Raw genomic sequence first — 20,147 nt, forward strand, 5'->3', positions numbered from 1 at the left:
TCGCACAACCTTTACCCCGACCTGATGAGTCATGGGGTGCATGACTTCTGGGATACCCCGCCGCGCGAGAGTGCTGGCGGCGGCCGTGGGTACGGGCGTGCTCGTGCCGCTCGTCGCCGCCGCCACGCCCGCAGCCGCTGCCACTGCGGCCGTGACCTGTACGTCCGCCAAGGCCGGTCTCGCCGCCAAGCTGAAGCAGGACATCACCGCCGCGCTCGCCACCCGCAAGGGCACCGTCGCCGTCGGCCTCTACGACCGCAGCACCAACACGACCTGCACCCTGCGCGCGGGCACCGCCTACGACTCGGCCAGTGTCGTCAAGGTCACCGTCCTCGCCACGCTGCTGTGGGACGCGAAGAAGACCAACCGGTACCTCACCGACCGCGAGAACACCCTCGCCAAGGCCATGATCACCAAGTCGGACAACGCCGCGACCTCCACCCTGTGGAAGCAGCTCGGCATGACGAAGATCAGGGGCTTCCTCACCGCCGCCGGCATGACCCAGACCAAGCCCGGCGCGAACGGCTACTGGGGCCTGACGCAGATCACCGTCACCGACGAGCAGAAGCTGCTGAAGCTCCTGACCGCCAAGAACGCGGTCCTGAGCGACAACTCCCGTGCCTACATCCTCAAGCTGATGGGCCAGGTCGTCTCGTCCCAGCGCTGGGGCACGCCGTACGGAGTGCCCTCGGGCGTCACCGTGGCGGTGAAGAACGGCTGGCTGCAACGCTCCACGAACGGCTGGCGGGTGCACAGCGTCGGCGCGTTCAAGGGCGGCGGCCACGACTACATGATCACCGTGCTCACCCACGGCAACAGCACCATGAACTACGGCATCGCGACCATCCAGGCCGTAGCCAAGGTCATCCACAAGGACCTGGCCGCGAGCTGACCGTCCGTCCGCGGACACCTGGTCGCAAGCCGACCCTTCACCGTGCGGCCTACCCGACGTCACCGGCCCGCCCTACGGTGACGCCCATGCCACTGAGAACCCACTTCGCCCTCCTCACCGCGGGCCTGGCGGCGGCCACGTGCCTGACCGCCGTCGGCCCCGCACAGGCGCACACCCGGCACGCCTGCTCGCCGGCCGTCTCCATCGACGGCTTCTCCGACGCGCTGGACAAGACGACGTACGAGAACACCTACGTCGGCAACTTCTCCGCGCTGGCCGTGGACCGGGACGGCTCACTGGCCGCCCTCTCCGACCGCTCGTCGCTCTTCCGCCTGGACGCGAGGACGCTGAAGCCCCGGTCCGTGGTGCCGCTCACCGACGAGAACGGCAGCGCGCTCGACTCCGAGGGCCTGGTAGTCGACCGCGACGGCACGCGCCTGATCACCTCCGAGACGGAACCCTCCGTACGCCGCTACTCCCGCACCGGCAGGCTCCTCGACCGCCTCCCGGTCCCGGACGCCCTGCGCGTGAGCCCCGCGGGCCGCGCCCGGCCCAACGGCACCTTCGAGGGCCTGACCCTGCTCCCCGGCGGCCGCACCCTGCTGGCCTCCATGGAGTACGCCCTCTCCGGCGACGACTCGACGATCGTCCGCTTCCAGACCTGGCGCAGGACGCCCCACGGCCACTTCGCCCTCGGCGCCCAGTACGCCTACCGCACGGACCCCGGCCTGGGCGTCCCCGAGGTCCAGGCGACCCCCGACGGCCGCCTCCTGGTCCTGGAACGCGGCTTCACCTCCGGCGTGGGCAACACGGTCCGCCTCTACCTGGCCGACTCCCGCGGGGCGACGGACACGAGCGGCATCGAGACCCTGACGGGCCATCCTGAGGCCCACCTGATCAAGAAAACCCTCCTCACCGACCTCGTGACCTGCCCCTCCCTCGGCGCAACGGCCAAGCAACCCCAGCCGAACCCGCTCCTCGACAACATCGAGGCCATGACGATCACGGGCCGCACGAAGAACACCCTGAAGGTCCTCCTGGCCAGCGATGACAACCAGAACCCGACCCAGACGACCCGCTTCTACTACCTGCGGGTCAGGACGACTACGTCATCTCGCTGACCAGGAACGAAGCTTGTCGGGGTCGAGCACGGACCAGACGTGCTGGATCCGGTCGTCCACGGCATCGAACGCCATCACGTGTCGGGGGCCAACACTGCGGCCCACCCTGCATCCATGGGAGAGAGTTTGGCAGGTCAGCGCAGGGAGCCGATGGCTTTTGTGATGCGCTCTCTTGCCTCGCGGCCGTACACGGCGATCCGGGACAGCTCTCCGAGCGCCTTCAGATACGTGCGGATCTCGCCAGGGGCCGTGATGTTGACTTCGGCCGTCAGCGTCTCGACCGCCACCTGGACGTCGTCGAAGGCGTAGAAGGCTTCCAGCGGCCACACGGTGCGACGGGCCGTGAAGGGGATGATCCCGAGGGACACGTTGGGCCGGGACATGACCTCCAGGAGGTACCGCAGCTGCCCGGCCATCGCTGCGTCGTCGCAGACCCGGTAGTACAGCACCGTCTCTTCGAGCAGCAGGGCGAACCGGTGGTTGCCCTCCTGGACGACGCGGGAGCGGTTCAGGCGCGCCTGGACGGCGTCGGCCACGTCGTCGGGTGTGCCCTGGAAGTCCGTGATGGACCGCAGGAGTCCTGTCGCGTACTCGGCGGTCTGGAGCATGCCGGGGACCACGTTCGAGGCATAGACGCGGAAATGGACCGTGCGCTCGTACAGCGGGACGGTCTTCTCATGGACGCGCCGCATGCCGTCGCGGTGGATCTGCCGCCACTGGACGTACATGGACTCGGCGGTGCGGGAGGCGGCGATCAGGTCGGCCGTCTGCTCCTCGGCGCCACAGACCCGGCACCATGCCCGTATGTCCTCGTCGGACGGGGCGGTCTTGGCCCTTGCGATGCGGGACGCCTTCGACTTGTGCCAGCCGCACTGCTGCGCCAGCTCATGCCCGGTGAGCCCCGCGTCCTTCCTGATCTCGTCCAGACGGGCGGCGATGGCCGCACGGGCAGCCTGAGCGGTGGACAGCGGGGATGTGGACATGAACTGGCGTACCGGGCTTCTCAGATGACGTACTTCTCGTGCGGGATGGCCCGCTCCCAGACGGCGCTGAACGCGGTGGAGCACAACCGGGCAACCGCCGGCTGATCGGTCTGATCGGTGTGGACCCAGCGCCCCTCACCGTCAAACACGTTGAACTGGACAATGCGGTCGTCGAAGAGCCAGAAGTCGTTCCCCGGAAGTGCGAGGTCCGAAGCCTGCCGCCTCGGAAGCCAACGGACCTCCTCGCCCGCCGCGACGTTGGTGAACGTGAAGGAGTGCTCGTAGCGGATGTACTCGCTCACCGGCTCGGAGGCGATCCGTGCCCGGCGCATGACGACGCCCTTGGCAGTGACCTCCTGGACAAGGTCGAGCCAGGGTCGCCACCACGACTTTCGGTTGTCGGGGTCGAGCCGGTGACCGCGCTGCCAGGCGGAGAATCCCTTGTCCTCGTTGGGGATCGCGTACACGTCCCTCATCTCAAGGTGGACGGCCGAGTGCTCCACGGACCGGATCAGGTCGGCAAAGCTGTTAAGGCTTTGCGCCATCAAGTGCCTCCCTCAGCAGCGGGACCATGCGCTGCGGTAGCCGGATCACTCCCTCTTGGTCGGGGAGCGGGCTGTCCTGGACGGTCCGGGCGACCGTATCGGCGTCGGCCCTGATGCCCTGGATGACGAGATCGTGCGTCATCTCGTCCACCCCCACGGCCGGGCAGCCGTGATCCCCGGACTCCGGATCTTTGCCGACGAACCGTAGCTGCATTGCCTCTCCCTACGTCGAGCCGGTTGCAGGGTGAGCTTCACGGTGGAGTGACATGGGCGTCAAGGTCGCCACGGCTTGCGTGCAACCGCGTGCAACTTCGTGGACCGGCCAGCTCACAGCTCCCTACCGTCGTAACCGGTGTCACGAAGACTCGGGGAGCGTCCATGCCATCCACCAGGCACAAGTCCACACAGGAACCGCCCATCGATCTGCCTGTGGGTTTCAACGCGTGGTTGCTTGATTGCTCGCCCATCGCTGGCTGCGCGACCTGTCAGTCGGAGTGGCGCAAGCTCAACGCATGCAGGAATCGCGGTGACATCGCCCAGGCCGCCAGGCATGCCACGGGCGTCCGCGACCATGCCGGGGGCGGGCACTGATGACGATGGACATGGAGACGTATCGGGATGGCCGCAAGCAGGCCACGGACGCTGCCGAGGCCATCCGGGCTGCCCTGGCCGGTCTCGGGCTTCCCGAAAGCGTCTGGGGCGGCGTGCGCCCGATGGTCACCCACAGCGGCAAGCCGTACGTGCATCTCGGCATGGTCCGCGCGGACGCGGCCGGGCGGATGGCCGAGGCGATGCGGACCTCGGTGTCCGCCGCTGAAGCCGTTGAGTAGGGCCGCCCTGCCCTGCTTCGGCCTCCTGGTGACTCCCTACCGCTTCACGGCGATCTCGAACATCGGGACGCCCTGCCGGTCGGCGAACTCCAGCACTCCGCTCCCTTCGGGGACGACAGCCCCGCCGCTGCCGGTGACGGTCTCGCCCGGTCGCGGGTCGGGCTCGCCGCCGAGATCGTCGTCGATGCCAAGGAAGAGGTCCGGTCCTGTCACCTGGCCGTCCGACGTCCACCGCTGCGCTGCCGTCAGAGGGTAGAGGTTGAACTCGTCCGGGCCGGTGTTCGTGACCTTCATCGTCCAGATGACGAACTGCTCGCCAGGGTCCGCCTTCTGCGCAGAGGCGGGGTTGTCCTTCGACCGGTAAATCGTGGTGACATCCAGGTCGCGCAGGGTCACGTCGGCGGCACCGGCAGGAATCGGCCTGGCCACCTGCGCGGGCGAGGTGGAGATGTGGATGGTCTGCCCCACCGCTAGCCTCGGCGTGCTGCTCGTGGGCGGCGGCGAGGTCGGTGGGGGCGACACACCCTCCATCCCGGTCAGCGTGGGCGCCGGTGCTACCCCATCGTCGCCGCCTCCGCAGGCTGCGGCACCACCGGCGACGAGGGCGATGACAGTGGCGATGCTGGCGGTCTTTTGCTTCATGACGATCTTCTTCGCAGGTCGCCCCCTTTGGCCTGCGTCCATCATGCATCCGCCTACCGTGCGCGGGGCCTGGGCTCCGGCGAGGCCACCCCTGGACACGCTCAGGACACTAGCCACCGAGGACCGACCGGAAGCCACTGGAACCAACGATGACCCATCTACGCAGGTCAGAGGGGAATCGGTGGAGTCATCGCAGCAAGGGGCACATCCCCGATTAGTACTGGCAGCACTGGGAGCATTCGAAGACCTCATCCAGACCCTCGGGGCATACCACGGCAAAGATCCCCAGCAGGCACTTCAGCCCATCCGCCGACAGACACTCACCAAATAGCCCGGCCGCAGGTGGGGCCGACGGACAGCCGGGTGTGGCCGCCGCTGATCATCAGTGGCCGTACCCATTCCCGGACCAGCCCGCCAACACCATCACGATCTGCGAGCGGCGTGAGGCCCAGCCCAACCGGTGGCGGCCACCACATCCCGCGCGATGTCCACGACAGGCCGTCCGTCCGTCACCACCCGCACCGTCTCTGCCGGGGCACGCTGATCCAGGAGCCGTGCCTTGCGGACACTGCTTTCCAGCTCCTGCTCCAGCTCCGAACCGAGTTCCCGGCCCATCAGCCGCTCACGAGCGGTGGCGTCGGAGGCGGTGAGCAGGACTCGTATGATCCCCACCCCGGCCCCCATGGCACGTTCGAACATGCCCGTCGCCTCGGGCAGCACACTCACGGTGTTCGTATAGATCAGGCGCCGGTAGCCGCGCTGAGCGAAGTTCGCCCACACGGCAGTCAGATTGCTCTCGGTGATCTCCGCGCGGTGAGGATCTCCCTCTGGTGCCGGATGCGCCTGCCCCATGAAGTCACCCTCAATGATCGCGTGAGAGACCGCCGCGGCGCGCAGTACCGCCGAAACCTCCCACCCCACCGTCGTCTTGCCGACACCAGCCCGTCCTCCGATGAGCAGTACTTCTGCGTGATCCATGGGGGCAGCGTGCCAGCGGGTGACCGCCTCCCGCGATCCGATATCGATCCGTCCCGCGAACGCAGCCCCGCCGGCGCGATCACGATCTACGGCTGGAGTAGTAACCCCCCGCCGCCCCGAACGCCCCCCGGGCCATCCGATGCAGCAACTCCGCCGTAGCCCCCCGCCCGGGCAAAGACCCCGCCCTCCCCAGATGCGGCGTCGAGTTCAGCAACCCGAACACCGAGTGCACAGCCGACCGCGCCGCAGGCTCCTCCAACCCGGGGTACACCTCCCGCACCACCCCCACCCACAGCTCCACATACTGCCGCTGAAGCTGCCGCACCATCTTCCGGTCGCTGTCCCGGAGGCGATCCAGCTCCCGATCGTGCAGGGTGATCAGAGGCCGGTCGTCGAGCGCGAAGTCGATATGCCCCTCGATCAGCGAGTCGAGGACCGCCTCCGCCCCCGCACCCCCGTCCGCCTCCGCCACCCGCCGCTTCGCCCCGGTCAGCAACTGCCCGCTGATCCCCACCAGCAGCTCCGCGAGCATCGCGTCCTTGCCCGCGAAGTGCCGGTACAGCCCGGGCCCGCTGATCCCGACAGCGGCACCTATCTCGTCAACTCCGACCCCGTGGAAGCCCCGCTCGGCGAACAGCCGCGCGGCCTCCTTGAGGATCTGCTCGCGTCGGGTGGGGGCGTCGGTTCTCGTGGCCATGAAATCAATTCTAGACAGGGAGGTTAGCGCTCGTTAACCTGAAGGAAATGCGTTAACGCTCATTAACAAGGTGAGGGGACCGCAGGATGCACGAGGCACCGGAGCTCACGAGCGCGGCAGACCCCGCGTCGGAGGCCTTTCGGGCCAACGAGGAGGCGCACCGCACCCTCGTGGAGGAACTGCACGCCAAGCTGGCCGCAGCCGCACAGGGCGGCGGCGAGAAGGCCCGCGCCCGCCACACCGCGCGCGGCAAGCTGCTCCCCCGCGACCGCGTCGACACCCTCCTCGACCCGGGCTCGCCCTTCCTGGAGCTGGCCCCGCTCGCGGCCGACGGGATGTACGAGGGCCAGGCCCCGGCCGCCGGCGTCATCGCCGGCATCGGCCGGGTCAGCGGCCGCGAAACGGTGATCATCGCCAACGACGCCACGGTCAAGGGCGGCACGTATTACCCGATGACGGTCAAGAAGCACCTCCGCGCCCAGGAGGTCGCCCTCGACAACCGCCTCCCCTGCGTCTACCTGGTGGACTCCGGCGGCGCCTTCCTCCCCATGCAGGACGAGGTCTTCCCGGACCGCGACCACTTCGGCCGGATCTTCTACAACCAGGCCCGCATGTCCGGCGCCGGCATCCCCCAGATCGCCGCCGTCCTCGGCTCGTGCACGGCCGGCGGGGCGTACGTCCCGGCGATGAGCGACGAGGCGGTGATCGTCCGCAACCAGGGCACGATCTTCCTGGGCGGACCACCCCTGGTGAAGGCGGCCACGGGCGAGGTCGTCACGGCGGAGGAGCTGGGCGGCGGCGAGGTCCACTCCCGCGTCTCGGGCGTCACGGACCACCTCGCGGAGAACGACGCGCACGCGCTCCGCATCGTCCGCACCATCGTCTCGACGCTCCCCACCCGCAGCCCCCTGCCCTGGGAGGTCGCGGAGGCGATCGAGCCGAAGGCCGACCCGCACAGCCTCTACGGCGCCGTCCCGGTCGACTCCCGCACTCCGTACGACGTACGGGAGATCATCGCGCGCGTGGTCGACGGCTCCCGTTTCGCCGAGTTCAAGTCCGAGTTCGGCCAGACCCTGGTCACCGGCTTCGCCCGGATCCACGGCCACCCGGTGGGCATCGTCGCCAACAACGGCATCCTGTTCTCCGAGTCCGCCCAGAAGGGCGCCCACTTCATCGAGCTGTGCGACCAGCGCGGCATCCCGCTGGTGTTCCTGCAGAACATCTCCGGGTTCATGGTCGGCCGGGACTACGAGGCGGGCGGCATCGCCAAGCACGGCGCCAAGATGGTCACGGCCGTGGCCTGCACACGCGTACCGAAGCTGACGGTCGTGGTCGGCGGCTCGTACGGCGCGGGCAACTACTCGATGTGCGGCCGGGCGTACTCCCCCCGCTTCCTGTGGATGTGGCCGAACGCCAAGATCTCCGTCATGGGCGGCGAGCAGGCCGCCTCGGTCCTCGCGACGGTCAAGCGGGACCAGCTTCAGGCGCGCGGCGAGTCCTGGCCGGCCGAGGACGAGGACGCCTTCAAGGCCCCGATCCGCGCCCAGTACGAACGCCAGGGGAATGCCTACTACGCGACGGCCCGCCTCTGGGACGACGGTGTGATCGACCCGCTGGACACCCGGCAGGTCCTGGGCCTGGCCCTGACCGCGTGCGCCAACGCGCCCCTGGGTGACCCCCAGTTCGGCGTCTTCCGGATGTGAGGGGACGGACGACGATGTTCGAGACAGTGCTGGTGGCCAACCGGGGCGAGATCGCCGTACGGGTGATCCGTACGCTGCGGTCGATGGGCGTGCGCTCGGTGGCCGTCTTCTCCGACGCGGACGCCGACGCCCGGCACGTCCGCGAGGCGGACACGGCGGTACGGCTCGGCCCCGCCCCGGCGTCGATGAGCTATCTGTCGGCGGAGCGCCTGCTTCAGGCGGCGGCGCGCACGGGCGCCCAGGCCGTCCACCCCGGCTACGGCTTCCTCGCCGAGAACGCCGCCTTCGCGCGCGCCTGCGCCGAGGCCGGCCTGGTCTTCATCGGCCCTCCGGCGGACGCGATCGCGCTGATGGGCGACAAGATCCGCGCCAAGGAGACGGTCCAGGGTGCCGGGGTGCCGGTCGTGCCCGGCGGGCGCGACCCGGATCTGGCCGACGCGGCCCGCGAATTGGGCGCGCCGGTGCTGCTGAAGCCGAGCGCGGGCGGCGGCGGCAAGGGCATGCGCCTGGTGCGGGACCTGACCCGGCTGGAGGAGGAGATCGCCGCGGCCCGCCGCGAGGCCCGGGCCTCCTTCGGCGACGACACGCTCCTGGTGGAGCGCTGGATCGACCGCCCCCGCCACATCGAGATCCAGGTCCTGGCCGACGGCCACGGAAACGTCGTCCACCTCGGGGAGCGCGAGTGCTCCCTCCAGCGCCGCCACCAGAAGATCATCGAGGAGGCGCCGAGCGTGCTCCTCGACGAACGGACGCGCTCCGCGATGGGGGAGGCGGCGGTCCAGGCGGCCCGCTCCTGCGGCTACCGGGGCGCGGGCACGGTGGAGTTCATCGTCCCGGGCAGCGACCCGTCCTCGTACTACTTCATGGAGATGAACACCCGCCTCCAGGTGGAACACCCTGTCACGGAGCTCGTCACCGGCCTGGACCTGGTCGAGTGGCAGCTGCGGGTGGCGGCCGGCCAGCCCCTGGCCTTCGCGCAGGAGGACGTACGCCTGACGGGTCACGCGGTGGAGGCCCGCATCTGCGCCGAGGATCCCGCGCGCGGCTTCCTCCCCTCAGGCGGCACGGTCCTGAGGCTCCGTGAACCCCAGGGCGACGGCGTCCGCACCGACTCGGGCCTCACGGAGGGCACGGAGGTCGGCAGCCTCTACGACCCGATGCTCTCGAAGGTCATCGCGTACGGCCCCGACCGCGCGACGGCGCTGCGCAAGCTCCGTTCGGCCCTGGCGGAGACGGTCACGCTGGGGGTGCAGACCAACGCCGGTTTCCTGCGCCGGCTGCTCGCCCACCCGGCGGTGGTCGCCGGCGACATCGACACCGGCCTGGTCGAGCGGGAGGTCGAGGGGCTGGTCGCGACGGAGGTACCGGAGGAGGTGTACGAGGCGGCGGCGGCCGTACGTCTGGACGCGCTGACGCCCGAGCCCGGCGGCTGGACGGACCCCTTCTCGGTCCCCAGCGGCTGGCGACTGGGCGGGGAGCGGAAACCGCCCGCCTTCCACCTCAGGGTCCAGGACCCACTGGAGTACACCCCGCGCGGCACCGGCACGGTCACGGGCGACCGGGTCTCGGTGACGCTGGACGGCGTCCGCCACACCTTCCACCGCGCCGCCGACTGGCTCGGCCGCGACGGCGACGCCTGGCACGTCCGCGACCACGACCCGGTGGCCGCGTCCCTGAGCCGCGCGGCCCACGCGGGCGCCGACTCGCTGACCGCGCCCATGCCGGGCACGGTGACGGTGGTGAAGGTCGCCGTCGGCGACGAGGTGAGCGCGGGCCAGAGCCTGCTGGTGGTGGAGGCGATGAAGATGGAGCACGTCATCTCCGCCCCGCACGCCGGCAAGGTCACCGAACTGGACGTTGCCCCGGGCTCGACGGTCGCCATGGACCAGGTGCTGGCGGTCATCGCACCCCACGAGGAGGCGGAGGAATGACAGTCGACGGTCTGCCGATGGTGGTCCCGGCCCAGGACCTCCCCACCCGCGTCCGCATCCACGAGGTGGGAGCGCGCGACGGTCTCCAGAACGAGCAGGCGACCGTCCCCACCGAAATCAAGGCGGAGTTCGTCCGCCGCCTGGCCGAAGCGGGCCTGACGACGATCGAGGCCACGAGCTTCGTCCACCCCAAGTGGGTCCCCCAACTGGCCGACGCGGAACAGCTCTACCCCCTGGTCAGCGACCTCCCGGTGGCACTGCCGGTGCTGGTCCCGAACGAACGCGGCCTGGAGCGCGCCCTGGCCCTGGACGCCCGGCGGGTGGCGGTCTTCGCCAGCGCCACGGAGTCCTTCGCCAAGGCCAACCTCAACCGCACGGTGGACGAGGCACTGGCGATGTTCGAGCCGGTGGTGAACCGGGCGAAGGCCGAGGACGTCCACGTGCGCGGCTACCTCTCCATGTGCTTCGGCGACCCCTGGGAGGGCGAGGTCCCGGTCCCCCAGGTGGTCCGCGTCTGCACGTCCCTCCTGGACATGGGCTGCGACGAGTTGAGCCTGGGCGACACGATCGGCGTGGCGACACCGGGCCATGTGGTCGCGCTCCTCGCGGCCCTGGACGAGGCGGGCATCCCGCCCACCGCCCTCGGCGTCCACTTCCACGACACGTACGGCCAGGCCCTCGCCAACACCCTCGCGGCCCTCCAGCAGGGCGTCACGACGGTCGACGCCTCCGCGGGCGGCCTGGGCGGCTGCCCGTACGCGAAGTCGGCGACCGGCAACCTGGCCACCGAAGACCTCGTGTGGATGCTCCGGGGCCTCGGCATCGACACCGGAATCGACCTCGGCCGCCTCGTCGCCACGAGCGCGTGGATGGCCACCCACCTGGGCCGACCCAGCCCGTCCCGCACCGTCCGAGCCCTGTCCCACGAGGACACCGAGGAGCAGTGATCACCATGGACTACCGCCTCTCCCCCGAGTTGGAAGAACTCCGCCGCACGGTCGAGGAGTTCGCACACGAGGTCGTGGCGCCGAAGATCGGCGACCTCTACGAGCGGCACGAGTTCCCGTACGAGATCGTCCGGGAGATGGGCCGCATGGGCCTGTTCGGGCTGCCGTTCCCCGAGGAGTACGGCGGGATGGGCGGCGACTACCTGGCCCTGGGCGTGGCCCTGGAGGAGCTGGCGAGGGTCGACTCCTCGGTGGCCATCACGCTGGAAGCCGGAGTCTCCCTGGGCGCGATGCCCGTCTACCGCTACGGCACCGAGGCGCAGAAGCGGGAGTGGCTCCCCCGCCTGTGCTCCGGCGAACTCCTGGGCGCGTTCGGCCTGACGGAACCGGACGGCGGCAGTGACGCGGGCGCGACCCGCACGACGGCCCGCCTGGACGAGTCGACGAACGAGTGGGTGATCAACGGCACAAAGTGCTTCATCACCAACTCGGGCACGGACATCACGGGCCTGGTGACGGTCACGGCGGTCACCGGCCGCACACCGGACGGCAAGCCGCTCATCTCCTCGATCATCGTCCCCTCCGGCACGCCGGGCTTCACGATCGCGGCCCCGTACTCGAAGGTCGGCTGGAACGCCTCGGACACCCGCGAGTTGTCCTTCTCCGACGTCCGGGTCCCGGCAGCGAACCTGCTGGGCGAGGAGGGCCGCGGCTACGCCCAGTTCCTCCGCATCCTCGACGAGGGCCGCATCGCCATCGCGGCCCTGGCGACGGGCCTGGCCCAGGGCTGCGTCGACGAATCCGTCAAGTACGCCAAGGAGCGCCACGCCTTCGGCAAGCCGATCGCCGCCAACCAGGCCATCCAGTTCAAGATCGCCGACATGGAGATGAAGGCGCACACGGCCCGCCTCGCCTGGCGTGACGCGGCAGCCCGCCTGGTGGCCGGCGCCCCCTTCAAGAAGGAAGCGGCCCTGGCCAAGCTCTACTCCTCCACCATCGCCGTGGACAACGCCCGCGAAGCCACCCAGATCCACGGCGGTTACGGCTTCATGAACGAGTACCCGGTCGCCCGCATGTGGCGCGACTCCAAGATCCTCGAAATCGGCGAGGGCACGAGCGAGGTCCAGCGCATGCTGATCGCAAGGGAGTTGGGTCTGGTCAGCTGAACCACCGGCTGGGGCTTGCTCACGGGCGCAGTGATCCGGATCACTGCGCCCGTCCGCATTCCCGGCCCTGCCCCGGGCACAGGCACCAGGGCCCCCCTGGACACATTCTGAGGTTAGGCTAACCTAAGCCTAAATCCAGCCAACTGGCTGTCAGCCGTGCCCGCAGTGGCTCCGAACGTACGAAAGCAGACCCAGAGATGTCGAACGCCACAACCGCCCGCTTCTCCCGCCGCGGCATCCTCGCCGCCGGCGGCGCTCTCGGACTCGGTGCCCTCGTGACCGCGTGTGGCAGCGAGGACTCGACGGACGGCGGCTCGGACTCCAAGGCGTCCGCCAAGTCCGGCCCGTGGGCCTTCAAGGACGACCGCGGCAAGAACGTGCAGCTCGACAAGGTTCCCGCGAACATCGTCGCCTTCACCGGCGTCGCCGCCGCCCTGTACGACTACGGCGTCTCCGTCAAGGGCGTCTTCGGCCCCACCAAGACGCAGGACGGCAAGCCCGACGTCCAGGCCGGCGACATGGACATCAGCAAGGTGACCATCCTCGGCAACACCTGGGACCAGTTCAACGTCGAGAAGTACGCCGCCCTCGCCCCCGAGGTGCTGATCAGCACCATGTTCGACTCCGCCGGCACCCTCTGGTACGTCCCCGAGGCCTCCAAGGACAAGATCGCCAAGCTCGCCCCGAGCGTCGGCATATCCGTCTACGACCGTCAGCTCACCGCCTCGCTCCAGCGCATGTGGGAGCTGGCCGAGTCCCTCGGCGGCGACATGAAGGCCGCGAAGGTCACCGACGCGAAGAAGCGGTTCGAGGAGGCCTCCGAGCGGCTGCGCAAGGCCGCCAAGGCACACCCCGACATCAAGGTGATGGCCGGTTCCGCGAGCCAGGAGCTCTTCTACGTCTCCGGCACCAACCTCTCCGTCGACCTGGAGTACTTCAAGGCCCTCGGCGTGAACTTCGTCGAGCCGCCGGAGAAGGCCAAGGCCGAGGGCGGCGGCTGGTTCGAGAGCCTCAGCTGGGAGAACGTCGACAAGTACGCGGCCGACATCATCATGATGGACGACCGGTCCTCGGCGATTCAGCCGGCGAACATCACCGAGGCGACATGGAAGAAGCTGCCCGCGGTCAAGGCCGGGCAGGTCATCTCGCGGTCGGCTGAGCCGATTCTGTCGTACGACAAGTGCGTGCGGTTGGTGGAGAACCTCGCGAAGGCCATCGAGAACGCGAAGAAGGTCGCCTAGCGCAGGGGTGTCGAGCTTCATTGGCGTGTGCGGGGCCGTCGTGGCTTGTCGCGCCCACGCGGCGGAGCCGCATATCGACACAGCCTCGCGCCCCTGAAGTACTTCACCTCATCCCCTGACCATGACTCAGGAGCCTCTATGACCACCGCCGTAGCCGCCCCGTTCCGTTTCTTCTCGCTCCAGGTCGTAACGACGAGGCGGCTCGGTCCGTCCCTGGTCCGTGTCACCTTCGGCGGGCCCGATCTGCACGCCTTCCACTCCGACGGACGTGACCAGTCGCTGTCGCTGTTCCTGCCCCACCCCGGGCAGCCCGAGCCGGTCGTCCCGCTGGAGCTCGGGGACGGGTGGTGGCAGGGCTGGCGTGAACTGCCGGACGACGTACGGGCCGTGATGCGGTCGTACACCCTGCGGGCGCTGCGCCGCGACCCGGACGAGATCGACATCGACTTCGCCCTGCACGGCATCGAGCCGGGCGCCTCGGTCCAGGCCGGCCCCGCCTCCCGCTGGGCCGCCGAGGCCGCCGCCGGAGACCGGGTCCTGCTGCTCGGCCCGGCCGTCGCCGACAACCGGGCGATCCGCTTCCGGCCGCCCGAGGACACCGACCTCGTGGTCGTCTGGGGCGACGAGACCGCCGTACCGGCCGCCTCGGCCATCATCGAGGCGCTGCCGGCCGGCACCCGCGCCCGGGTCTGGCTGGAGGTGCCGCACGCCGGGGACATCCAGGACCTGGCGACCGAGGCGGACGCCGAGATCACCTGGCTCGTCAGAGAAGAGCAGGGCGACGAGGGCTCCCCGATGGTCCTCGACGCGCTCCGCGACGCCCAACTGCCCCCCGCCGAGCGGCCCTACGTCTGGATCGCCGGCGAGTCCGGGTGCGTGAAGGAGCTGCGCCGGCACTTCGTGCGGGAGCGCGGCATCGACCGCCGCCGGGTCACGTTCGTCGGCTACTGGCGCCGCGGCGTGAGCGAGGAGCAGTTGCGGGCGGAGGGCTAGCCCCCGGGCCTCACCCCGACCGTAGTGACACGAGTGACCACAGTCACGGGAGGGCACGGTCCCGCGAAGGATAACTTAGGTTAGGCTTACCTAAGTTGAACCCGCGGTTCAGCCCGCCCCTGTCCCGCACCGGACTGTCCCACCGGAGGACCCCCACATGCGCTCGCACCTGCTCAACGACACCACCGCGGAGCAGTACCGCCGCTCCGTGACCGCCGGAGTCGAGCGGGTGGCCGGCAAACTCGCCACCACCGAACGGCCGTTCACCGGCGTCACCGTCGACGCCCTCGCCCCCGCCATCGACGCGATCGACCTCGACCAGCCGCTGCACGACACCGCCGCGGTGCTCGACGAGCTGGAGGACGTCTACCTCCGGGACGCGATCTACTTCCACCACCCCCGCTACCTGGCCCACCTCAACTGCCCGGTCGTCATCCCGGCCGTGCTCGGCGAGGCCGTCCTGTCCGCCGTGAACTCCTCCCTGGACACCTGGGACCAGTCGGCCGGCGGCACCCTCATCGAGCGCAAACTGATCGACTGGACGACCGAGCGCATCGGCCTCGGCCCCGCCGCCGACGGCGTGTTCACCTCCGGGGGCACCCAGTCCAACCTCCAGGCGCTGCTGCTGGCCCGCGAGGAGGCCAAGACCGACTCCCTGGCGAAACTGCGGATCTTCTCCTCCGAGGTCAGCCACTTCAGCGTGAAGAAGTCCGCGAAACTGCTCGGGCTCGGGCAGGACTCCGTGGTCTCCATACCCGTCGACCACGACAAGCGCATGCAGACCGTCGCCCTCGCCCGCGAGCTGGAGCGCTGCAAGCAGGACGGCCTCGTCCCCATGGCCGTCGTCGCCACCGCCGGCACCACCGACTTCGGCTCGATCGACCCGCTGCCCGAGATCGCCGAGCTGTGCGAGCAGTTCGGCACCTGGATGCACGTCGACGCCGCCTACGGCTGCGGCCTGCTCGCCTCCCTGAAGCACCGGGACCGGCTGAACGGCATCGAGCGCGCCGACTCCGTCACCGTGGACTACCACAAGTCCTTCTTCCAGCCGGTGAGTTCGTCCGCCGTGCTGGTCCGCGACGCGGCCACGCTCCGGCACGCCACCTACCACGCCGAGTACCTGAACCCGCGCCGCATGGTGGAGGAACGCATCCCCAACCAGGTGGACAAGTCCCTCCAGACCACCCGCCGCTTCGACGCCCTCAAGCTGTGGATGACCCTCAGGACCATGGGCGCCGACGGCATCGGGCAGCTCTTCGACGAGGTGTGCGAGCTGGCGCAGGAGGGCTGGCAGCTGCTTGCCGCCGACCCCCGCTTCGACGTCGTCGTCCGGCCGAGCCTGTCCACCCTGGTCTTCCGCTACATCCCGGCGTCCGTCACCGACCCCGCCGAGATCGACCGCGCCAACCTCTACGCCCGCAAGGCCCTGTTCGCCTCCGGCGACGCCATCGTCGCGGGCACCAAGGTCGGCGCCCGTCACTACCTGAAGATCACCCTGCTCAACCCCGAGACGCGAGCGTCCGACATCGCCGCCGTCCTCGATCTGATCGCCGGCCATGCCGAGCAGTACCTGGGAGAGTCCCTTGACCGCGCGTCCTGAAACCCCGACCAAGACTCATGACTTCGTGGGCATCGGGCTCGGCCCCTTCAACCTCGGCCTGGCCTGCCTCACCGAACCGATCGACGAACTCGACGGCGTCTTCCTGGAGTCGAAGCCCGACTTCGAGTGGCACGCGGGGATGTTCCTCGACGGCGCCCACCTCCAGACCCCGTTCATGTCGGACCTGGTCACCCTCGCCGACCCGACGTCCCCGTACTCCTTCCTGAACTACCTGAAGGAGAAGGGCCGACTGTACTCGTTCTACATCCGCGAGAACTTCTACCCGCTGCGCGTCGAGTACGACGACTACTGCCGCTGGGCCGCGAACAGACTGAGCAGCATCCGCTTCAACACGACGGTGGCGGAGGTGACGTACGAGGACGACGTCTACCTCGTGAAGACCACCGCCGGTGACACCTACCGGGCCCGTCACCTCGTCCTCGGCACCGGCACCCCGCCCTACATCCCCGATGCCTGCGAGAACCTGGGCGGCGACTTCATCCACAACTCCCGCTACCTGAGCCACAAGGCGGAGCTGCAGAAGAAGGACTCGATCACGCTCGTCGGCTCGGGCCAGTCGGCCGCCGAGATCTACTACGACCTGCTCAGCGAGATCGACGTCCACGGCTACCGGCTGAACTGGGTCACCCGCTCCCCGCGCTTCTTCCCGCTGGAGTACACCAAGCTCACGCTGGAGATGACGTCGCCGGAGTACGCCGACTACTTCCGCGAGCTGCCCGAGGCGACCCGCTACCGCCTCACGGCCGAGCAGAAGGGCCTGTTCAAGGGCATCGACGGGGACCTGATCAACGAGATCTTCGACCTGCTCTACCAGAAGAACCTCGGCGGTCCCGTGCCCACGCGCCTGCTCACCAACTCCTCCCTGACCAGCGCGACGTACGAGAACGGCACGTACACGCTCGGCTTCCGCCAGGAGGAGCAGGAGAAGGACTTCGAGCTGACCTCCGAGGGCCTGGTCCTGGCCACCGGCTACCGGTACGCCGAGCCGGAGTTCCTGAGGCCCGTGCGGGACCGCCTCGTCTACGACTCCCGGGGCAACTTCGACGTCGCCCGCAACTACGCCATCGACGTCACCGGCCGGGGGATCTTCCTGCAGAACGCCGGCGTCCACACCCACAGCATCACCAGCCCCGACCTGGGCATGGGCCCGTACCGGAACGCGTACATCATCCGCGAGCTGCTCGGCACCGAGTACTACCCGGTCGAGAAGACGATCGCGTTCCAGGAGTTCGCCGTATGAGCACCACCGGCATCGGTACGTTCACCATCCGCCCGCTCGACCCCCTCGGGGACGCCGAGTTGCTGCACTCCTGGGTCACCCACCCCAAGGCGGCCTACTGGATGATGCAGGACGCGAAACTCCAGGACGTCGAGCGCGAGTACATGCGCATCGCGGCGCACGAGCACCACCACGCCTACGTCGGCCTGCACGAGGGCCGGCCGGCGTTCCTGATGGAGAAGTACGACCCCCGGTACGTGGAGCTGACCGGGCTGTACGACCCCGAGCCCGGCGACGTCGGCATGCACTTCCTGGTCGCGCCGACCGACCGGCCGGTCCACGGCTTCACCCGGGCCGTCATCACCGCCGTGATGGACGAGCTGTTCGCCGACCCGCGCACCCGGCGGGTCGTCGTGGAGCCCGACGTGAGCAACAAGGCCGTGCACGCGCTGAACGAGGCCGTCGGCTTTGTGCCCGTCCGTGAGATCGACAAGCCGGAGAAGCGCGCGCTGCTGAGCTTCTGCACGCGCGAACAGTTCCTGGCCGCCCGAGGAGTAGCCGTATGACCCTGTCCGACGCCGTAGCGCATCTGTCCCCCCACCGCTGGGCGCGGGCCAACCGCCTCCTGATCCGCAAGGCACTCGCCGAGTTCGCGCACGAGCGGCTCATCACGCCGGAGGCGACCGGTGACGGCACGTACGTCGTCCGCAGCGACGACGGCCTGACCCGGTACACCTTCACGGCCACGATTCGCGCCCTCGACCACTGGCAGGTCGACGCCGACTCGATCACCCGTCACCGTGACGGCGCCGAACTCCCGCTCGCCGCCCTGGACTTCTTCATCGAGACGCAGAAGTCCCTGGGGCTGAGCGACGACATCCTGCCCGTCTACCTGGAGGAGATCTCCTCCACCCTCTCGGGCACCTGCTACAAGCTCACCAAGCCGCAGACCACGGCCGCCGAGCTCGCGCGCGGCGACTTCCAGACCATCGAGACCTCGATGACCGAGGGCCACCCCTGCTTCGTGGCCAACAACGGCCGGCTCGGCTTCGGCATCCACGAGTACCTGTCGTACGCCCCGGAGACGGCGAGCCCGGTCCGGCTCGTCTGGCTCGCGGCACACCGCTCGCGTGCCGCGTTCACGGCCGGTGTCGGCATCGAGTACGAGTCGTTCCTGCGCGAGGAGCTGGGTGAGGAGACCGTCGAGCGCTTCCACGGCATCCTGCGCGACCAGGACCTGGACCCGGCCGACTACCTCCTCATCCCCGTCCACCCCTGGCAGTGGTGGAACAAGCTCACCGTCACCTTCGCCGCCGAGGTCGCCCGGGGGTACCTGGTGTGCCTGGGCGAGGGCGACGACGAGTACCTGGCCCAGCAGTCCATCCGGACGTTCTTCAACCGGTCCAGCCCCGAGAAGCACTACGTGAAGACGGCCCTGTCCGTCATCAACATGGGCTTCATGCGCGGGCTGTCGGCCGCGTACATGGAGGCCACGCCGGCCATCAACGACTGGCTGGCTCAGCTGATCGAGAACGACCCGGTGCTGAAGTCCACGGGCCTGTCGATCATCCGGGAGCGGGCGGCGGTCGGCTACCGGCACCTGGAGTACGAGCAGGCGACGGACCGCTACTCGCCGTACCGCAAGATGCTCGCCGCGCTGTGGCGGGAGAGCCCGGTGCCGTCCCTGAGGGACGGCGAGTCCCTGGCCACCATGGCGTCCCTGGTCCACGTCGACCACCAGGGGGCGTCCGTCGCGGGCGCGTTGATCGAGCAGTCGGGCCTCACCCCGAAGGAGTGGCTGCGCCACTACCTCCGCGCGTACTTCACCCCCCTCCTGCACAGCTTCTACGCCTACGACCTGGTCTTCATGCCGCACGGCGAGAACGTCGTCCTGGTGCTGAAGGACGGGGTGGTACAGCGCGCGATCTACAAGGACATCGCCGAGGAGATCGCCGTCATGGACCCGGACGCGGTGCTGCCGCCGACGGTGGAGCGGCTGCGCGTGGAGGTCCCGGAGGACAAGAAACTCCTGTCGGTCTTCACGGACGTCTTCGACTGCTTCTTCCGCTTCCTCGCGGCGAACCTCGCCTGTGAGGGCATCCTGGAGGAGGACGACTTCTGGCGCACGGTCGCGGAGGTCACCCGCGCCTACCAGGAGTCGATGCCCTCACTCGCCGACAAGTTCAAGCAGTACGACATGTTCGCCCCCGAGTTCGCGCTGTCCTGCCTCAACCGCCTCCAACTGCGCAACAACGAACAGATGGTGGACCTGTCGGACCCGTCGGGCGCCCTCCAACTGGCCGGCACCCTGAAGAACCCGATCGCGGAGTTCTGACCCACGAGCAGGCGGGTACCCCCCGGTGTACGGTCCACCGGGGGGTATCCGTCGTTTCAGGGGCGCGGGGAACTGCGCATTCTTTTAGGGGCGCGGGGAACTGCGCGACCAGCCCCCACGGAGCCGCACAAACTCACCGACCGGCACCCCCCCCCCATGGCACCTCCGGCGACCGATACCACTCAATCCCCAGGGCGTTCCACCGTTCTTGTAGCCGGTGGAGGGGCGGAGGATCCGCGCGAGGTACTCGCCTGTGCGGCGGGCCTCGGGGGAGTCGTCAACGACTATGTGCGTGCTGCGGGT

Annotated in this window: 19 protein-coding genes; 13 read left to right on the forward strand and 6 right to left on the reverse strand. The window is 69.3% G+C overall.

Annotated features, from left to right (window positions below):
• Positions 1–40 precede the first annotated feature (40 nt).
• Together ACIBNA_RS04475 and ACIBNA_RS04480 are read left to right on the forward strand one after the other, a co-directional pair.
• Complete coding sequence (locus ACIBNA_RS04475; protein ID WP_399163773.1) at positions 41–892, forward strand: serine hydrolase; 852 nt, start codon at positions 41–43, stop codon at positions 890–892.
• Between the two features lie 86 nt (positions 893–978).
• The gene (locus ACIBNA_RS04480; RefSeq protein WP_392094241.1) at positions 979–2,013 is read left to right on the forward strand and encodes an esterase-like activity of phytase family protein; all 1,035 of its coding nucleotides are present in this window, start codon (positions 979–981) and stop codon (positions 2,011–2,013) included.
• 134 nt (positions 2,014–2,147) lie between these two features.
• Here ACIBNA_RS04480 and ACIBNA_RS04485 read toward each other — a convergent pair whose 3' ends face one another.
• From ACIBNA_RS04485 to ACIBNA_RS04495, 3 genes are read right to left on the reverse strand one after another with little or no spacing between them, the layout of a single operon-like run.
• Positions 2,148–2,996, reverse strand: a complete 849-nt coding sequence (locus ACIBNA_RS04485) for a helix-turn-helix domain-containing protein (protein ID WP_399163774.1) — start codon at positions 2,994–2,996, stop codon at positions 2,148–2,150.
• A 20-nt stretch (positions 2,997–3,016) separates the two neighbouring features.
• Positions 3,017–3,541: a DUF6879 family protein gene (locus ACIBNA_RS04490; RefSeq protein WP_392094237.1), complete on the reverse strand. Its 525-nt coding sequence runs from the start codon at positions 3,539–3,541 to the stop codon at positions 3,017–3,019.
• Positions 3,525–3,755, reverse strand: coding sequence for a hypothetical protein (locus tag ACIBNA_RS04495; protein WP_399163775.1), 231 nt, complete (start codon positions 3,753–3,755; stop codon positions 3,525–3,527). Before ACIBNA_RS04495 ends, ACIBNA_RS04490 begins: the two co-directional genes overlap by 17 nt.
• 376 nt (positions 3,756–4,131) lie before the next feature.
• Between ACIBNA_RS04495 and ACIBNA_RS04500 the strand changes: the two genes are divergently transcribed.
• Positions 4,132–4,371: a hypothetical protein gene (locus ACIBNA_RS04500; protein WP_392094233.1), complete on the forward strand. Its 240-nt coding sequence runs from the start codon at positions 4,132–4,134 to the stop codon at positions 4,369–4,371.
• A 36-nt stretch (positions 4,372–4,407) separates the two neighbouring features.
• On the opposite strand, the gene ACIBNA_RS04505 is transcribed toward ACIBNA_RS04500, so the two are convergent.
• The 3 genes from ACIBNA_RS04505 to ACIBNA_RS04515 all read right to left on the reverse strand — a co-directional run bounded on the left by ACIBNA_RS04505 (position 4,408) and on the right by ACIBNA_RS04515 (position 6,688).
• The gene (locus ACIBNA_RS04505; RefSeq protein WP_399163776.1) at positions 4,408–5,013 is read right to left on the reverse strand and encodes a hypothetical protein; all 606 of its coding nucleotides are present in this window, start codon (positions 5,011–5,013) and stop codon (positions 4,408–4,410) included.
• A gap of 423 nt (positions 5,014–5,436) precedes the next feature.
• Positions 5,437–5,991, reverse strand: coding sequence for an AAA family ATPase (locus ACIBNA_RS04510; RefSeq protein WP_399163777.1), 555 nt, complete (start codon positions 5,989–5,991; stop codon positions 5,437–5,439).
• 79 nt (positions 5,992–6,070) lie between these two features.
• Positions 6,071–6,688 carry a TetR/AcrR family transcriptional regulator gene (locus ACIBNA_RS04515; protein WP_399163778.1) on the reverse strand — a complete coding sequence of 206 codons (618 nt, stop codon included), beginning with the start codon at positions 6,686–6,688 and terminating at the stop codon, positions 6,071–6,073.
• Between the two features lie 86 nt (positions 6,689–6,774).
• Here ACIBNA_RS04515 and ACIBNA_RS04520 point away from each other — a divergent pair, with 86 nt between their 5' ends.
• From ACIBNA_RS04520 to ACIBNA_RS04565, 10 genes are all read left to right on the forward strand, one after another.
• The gene (locus ACIBNA_RS04520; RefSeq protein WP_399163779.1) at positions 6,775–8,391 is read left to right on the forward strand and encodes a carboxyl transferase domain-containing protein; all 1,617 of its coding nucleotides are present in this window, start codon (positions 6,775–6,777) and stop codon (positions 8,389–8,391) included.
• A 14-nt stretch (positions 8,392–8,405) separates the two neighbouring features.
• On the forward strand, positions 8,406–10,322 hold the full coding sequence (locus tag ACIBNA_RS04525; protein ID WP_399163780.1) for a biotin carboxylase N-terminal domain-containing protein: 1,917 nt from the start codon (positions 8,406–8,408) through the stop codon (positions 10,320–10,322).
• A complete protein-coding gene (locus ACIBNA_RS04530; RefSeq protein ID WP_399163781.1) occupies positions 10,319–11,269 on the forward strand; it encodes a hydroxymethylglutaryl-CoA lyase in 951 nt (316 codons plus the stop codon). Before ACIBNA_RS04525 ends, ACIBNA_RS04530 begins: the two co-directional genes overlap by 4 nt.
• Before the next feature lie 5 nt (positions 11,270–11,274).
• A complete protein-coding gene (locus tag ACIBNA_RS04535) occupies positions 11,275–12,435 on the forward strand; it encodes an acyl-CoA dehydrogenase family protein (RefSeq protein WP_399163782.1) in 1,161 nt (386 codons plus the stop codon).
• Between the two features lie 197 nt (positions 12,436–12,632).
• Positions 12,633–13,676, forward strand: a complete 1,044-nt coding sequence (locus tag ACIBNA_RS04540; protein ID WP_399163783.1) for an ABC transporter substrate-binding protein — start codon at positions 12,633–12,635, stop codon at positions 13,674–13,676.
• 138 nt (positions 13,677–13,814) lie between these two features.
• A complete protein-coding gene (locus tag ACIBNA_RS04545; protein WP_399163784.1) occupies positions 13,815–14,669 on the forward strand; it encodes a siderophore-interacting protein in 855 nt (284 codons plus the stop codon).
• 157 nt (positions 14,670–14,826) lie between these two features.
• A complete protein-coding gene (gene desA / locus ACIBNA_RS04550) occupies positions 14,827–16,269 on the forward strand; it encodes a lysine decarboxylase DesA (protein WP_399163785.1) in 1,443 nt (480 codons plus the stop codon).
• Positions 16,253–17,530, forward strand: coding sequence for a lysine N(6)-hydroxylase/L-ornithine N(5)-oxygenase family protein (locus tag ACIBNA_RS04555; RefSeq protein ID WP_399163786.1), 1,278 nt, complete (start codon positions 16,253–16,255; stop codon positions 17,528–17,530). The genes desA and ACIBNA_RS04555 overlap by 17 nt, the downstream gene beginning before the upstream one ends.
• The gene (locus ACIBNA_RS04560) at positions 17,527–18,075 is read left to right on the forward strand and encodes a GNAT family N-acetyltransferase (RefSeq protein ID WP_399163787.1); all 549 of its coding nucleotides are present in this window, start codon (positions 17,527–17,529) and stop codon (positions 18,073–18,075) included. The genes ACIBNA_RS04555 and ACIBNA_RS04560 overlap by 4 nt, the downstream gene beginning before the upstream one ends.
• Positions 18,072–19,844, forward strand: coding sequence for an IucA/IucC family protein (locus tag ACIBNA_RS04565; RefSeq protein WP_399163788.1), 1,773 nt, complete (start codon positions 18,072–18,074; stop codon positions 19,842–19,844). The genes ACIBNA_RS04560 and ACIBNA_RS04565 overlap by 4 nt, the downstream gene beginning before the upstream one ends.
• Positions 19,845–20,147 lie beyond the last annotated feature (303 nt).

The organism is Streptomyces sp. NPDC050164 (assembly GCF_044459945.1).
In the GTDB taxonomy this organism is placed as follows: Bacteria; Actinomycetota; Actinomycetes; order Streptomycetales; family Streptomycetaceae; genus Streptomyces; species Streptomyces coeruleorubidus_A.